The 2,048-nt window shown below is 34.2% G+C and carries 4 protein-coding genes and 1 pseudogene; 1 reads left to right on the top strand and 4 read right to left on the bottom strand.

The window, feature by feature from the left end:
- Nucleotides 1-168 precede the first annotated feature (168 nt).
- Nucleotides 169-450: an addiction module antidote protein gene (locus FTV18_RS15555; RefSeq protein ID WP_000985609.1), complete on the bottom strand. Its 282-nt coding sequence runs from the start codon at nt 448-450 to the stop codon at nt 169-171.
- The gene (locus FTV18_RS15550; RefSeq protein WP_000286964.1) at nt 451-753 is read right to left on the bottom strand and encodes a type II toxin-antitoxin system RelE/ParE family toxin; all 303 of its coding nucleotides are present in this window, start codon (nt 751-753) and stop codon (nt 451-453) included. It abuts the gene before it with no gap.
- A 148-nt stretch (nt 754-901) separates the two neighbouring features.
- Between FTV18_RS15550 and FTV18_RS15545 the strand changes: the two genes are divergently transcribed.
- Entirely contained in the window at nt 902-1,432 is a 531-nt protein-coding gene (locus tag FTV18_RS15545) for a hypothetical protein (RefSeq protein WP_000172759.1), read from the top strand.
- Between the two features lie 88 nt (nt 1,433-1,520).
- Here the strand turns inward: FTV18_RS15545 and FTV18_RS15540 are convergent, their stop codons facing one another.
- Together FTV18_RS15540 and FTV18_RS15865 are read right to left on the bottom strand one after the other, a co-directional pair.
- The gene (locus FTV18_RS15540) at nt 1,521-1,835 is read right to left on the bottom strand and encodes a BrnA antitoxin family protein (protein ID WP_004728120.1); all 315 of its coding nucleotides are present in this window, start codon (nt 1,833-1,835) and stop codon (nt 1,521-1,523) included.
- Nucleotides 1,822-1,923, bottom strand: a pseudogene (locus tag FTV18_RS15865) (BrnT family toxin); the annotation flags it as partial. The pseudogene FTV18_RS15865 and the gene FTV18_RS15540, both read right to left, overlap by 14 nt.
- Nucleotides 1,924-2,048: the final 125 nt, after the last annotated feature.

Genomic DNA, 2,048 nt, shown 5'->3' with positions numbered 1-2,048 from the left:
CCAAGCAGACGTGCACAGAAAACAGCGATTGAACAACGAAATCTAAATCCTGTGCTTGACTTGGAAATGTCCATATAGGACATTTCTATTTGGTTATTAGGTAGGACATTTCTACTTGGGAATAACATAAAAAATGGAGCCTAAAGCTCCATTTTTTAATAACTTTTTTTAAATTGCTAAGCGTAAATTCAGTGCTTTTACAACTTTAATCACAGTATCAAAACTAGGGTTAACATCACCAGAAAGTGCTTTATAAAGACTTTCTCGGCCTAAGCCTGTATCTCGTGATAATTGAGCCATTCCTTTAGCTTTTGCAATGTTACCTAAAGCCTTTGCAATGAATGCGGCATCGCCATTAGATTCTTCAATACATGCTTGTAAGTAAGCCTGCATATCATCCTCTGTTTTAAGATGCTCAGCACTGTCCCATTTGCGAAGTTTAATAGCCATTTATAGCTCCTCCTCTAAATCTTGTGCCAATTGCAGGGCAAGTTTTATATCTTTACTTTGCGTAGACTTATCTCCGCCTGCTAAAAGAATAACAACCCTTTGCCCTTGCTTGCAGTAATAAATCCTATAGCCTGGCCCAAAGAAGAAACGTAATTCAGAAACACCTTCACCGACCGGCTCAGTATCTCCAAAGTTTCCATCTTCAACCCGATCAATTCGGACTTGTATGCGTCTTTTTGCCTGCTGGTCTTTTAACTTGGTGAACCAGTCATCAAAGACTTCAGTGGTATATATTGAGTACATAAGTAGAATGTATCCTATAGGATACATTTATGCAAGAAATAAACTTGATATTTGGGGCTCGAAACGGTGAATTTCGTATAACCGCCATTATGTTAAGTTAATCAAAATTCTTAATGCACCAAAACCTAAAAATTTAAATGGAGTAAAAATGACTTTAAAGGGGTTAGATATTCAAGAAGATTGTATCAAAGCTATTTCTAATGAATCTTTAATATTTGATATTAAGAATAAAGAGTTTTTAGAGGATATAGAAAATCTTTTATTACAGTATTTTCAAAATTTTAGTAATGATTTAAATGGAATTGAGTTTGATAATTTTTCTGTGGAGTTTTGGTTCGATGCAGGACAATTGATTATTTATCCTGAAAAAGATTTATTAGATCGTAAACCCTTTGAATCTGAATATGATTTAGATAGATTAGACCCTTATTTTTATCTAGTTTGTGAAGAATATAGGATATATTTTGATGACTTAATATCTCGAAAAGTAAGCGATCAAGTATCTGAAAAAGAAGCTATTTCTAAAACTAATGACGTAATTGATTGTGTAAGCAAAGCTATAAAAAATATAAATGATGAAAACAATCTTTTAAAGATGTTAGGCAGGCCTAAATTAGAAATAAGATATTTCGGTGTAACGAAAGAAGAACTTTTAGCAAAAGAAATTCTCGTGAAATGAAGTAGATATTTTTGTCGTATTAAGGAAAACTAAAATTAACATAATGGGCGTTATGCGAAGTCAAAAATGGGAGCTTAAGCTCCCATTTTTATTGATGATTTTTTAATTCTTTCAGCATAGCATCCCGTAAAATTTCATTCATTCGTGTTTGATAACCTTTGCCTTGTGCTTTGAACCAAGCAAGTACATCAGCATCTAACCGAATTGAAGTTTGTTGCTTCACTGGGCGGTAAAATTGATTTTGGCGTACAGCACTGCTCCAATCGGTAATTTCAGGAATATCTGATAGATCTAGCTGATCATCAGGAACCGTGCCTTTAGCAAGCAAGCGTTGAATTTCAGCATCTTGCTTCTCACCAAATTTCTCATTCAGCTCTTTGCGTGAGTATCTAACCATGCTCATATTTGTTTCGCTCCGCTTTAGTCACTTGCCTTGCACTAATGATTCGTATGATTTCACAGTCATCTTCATCAAAAATGGTGTGAGCCACCTAAGTTTTCTAATAAAAGATCTAAATACGTATCTTTCATCAATTGAGATTCATTGTTATTCAATATATTGTAGGTTGAAAGTATCAAATGTGAAAGTTGAGGATCAGAACGTAGGGTTGATTCG

Source organism: Acinetobacter sp. YH12241 (assembly GCF_013417535.1).
Lineage (GTDB): Bacteria > Pseudomonadota > Gammaproteobacteria > Pseudomonadales > Moraxellaceae > Acinetobacter.
Note: the sequence above shows the minus strand (reverse complement) of the source record. Positions and strands in the feature narration are given on the sequence as shown.

Coding starts and splice junctions, on each gene's coding strand:
- FTV18_RS15555 (WP_000985609.1), bottom strand. CDS start 450: ATGGCTATTAAACTTCGCAAATGGGACAGTGCTGAGCATCTTAAAACA.
- FTV18_RS15550 (WP_000286964.1), bottom strand. CDS start 753: ATGTACTCAATATATACCACTGAAGTCTTTGATGACTGGTTCACCAAG.
- FTV18_RS15540 (WP_004728120.1), bottom strand. CDS start 1,835: ATGAGCATGGTTAGATACTCACGCAAAGAGCTGAATGAGAAATTTGGT.
- FTV18_RS15545 (WP_000172759.1), top strand. CDS start 902: ATGACTTTAAAGGGGTTAGATATTCAAGAAGATTGTATCAAAGCTATT.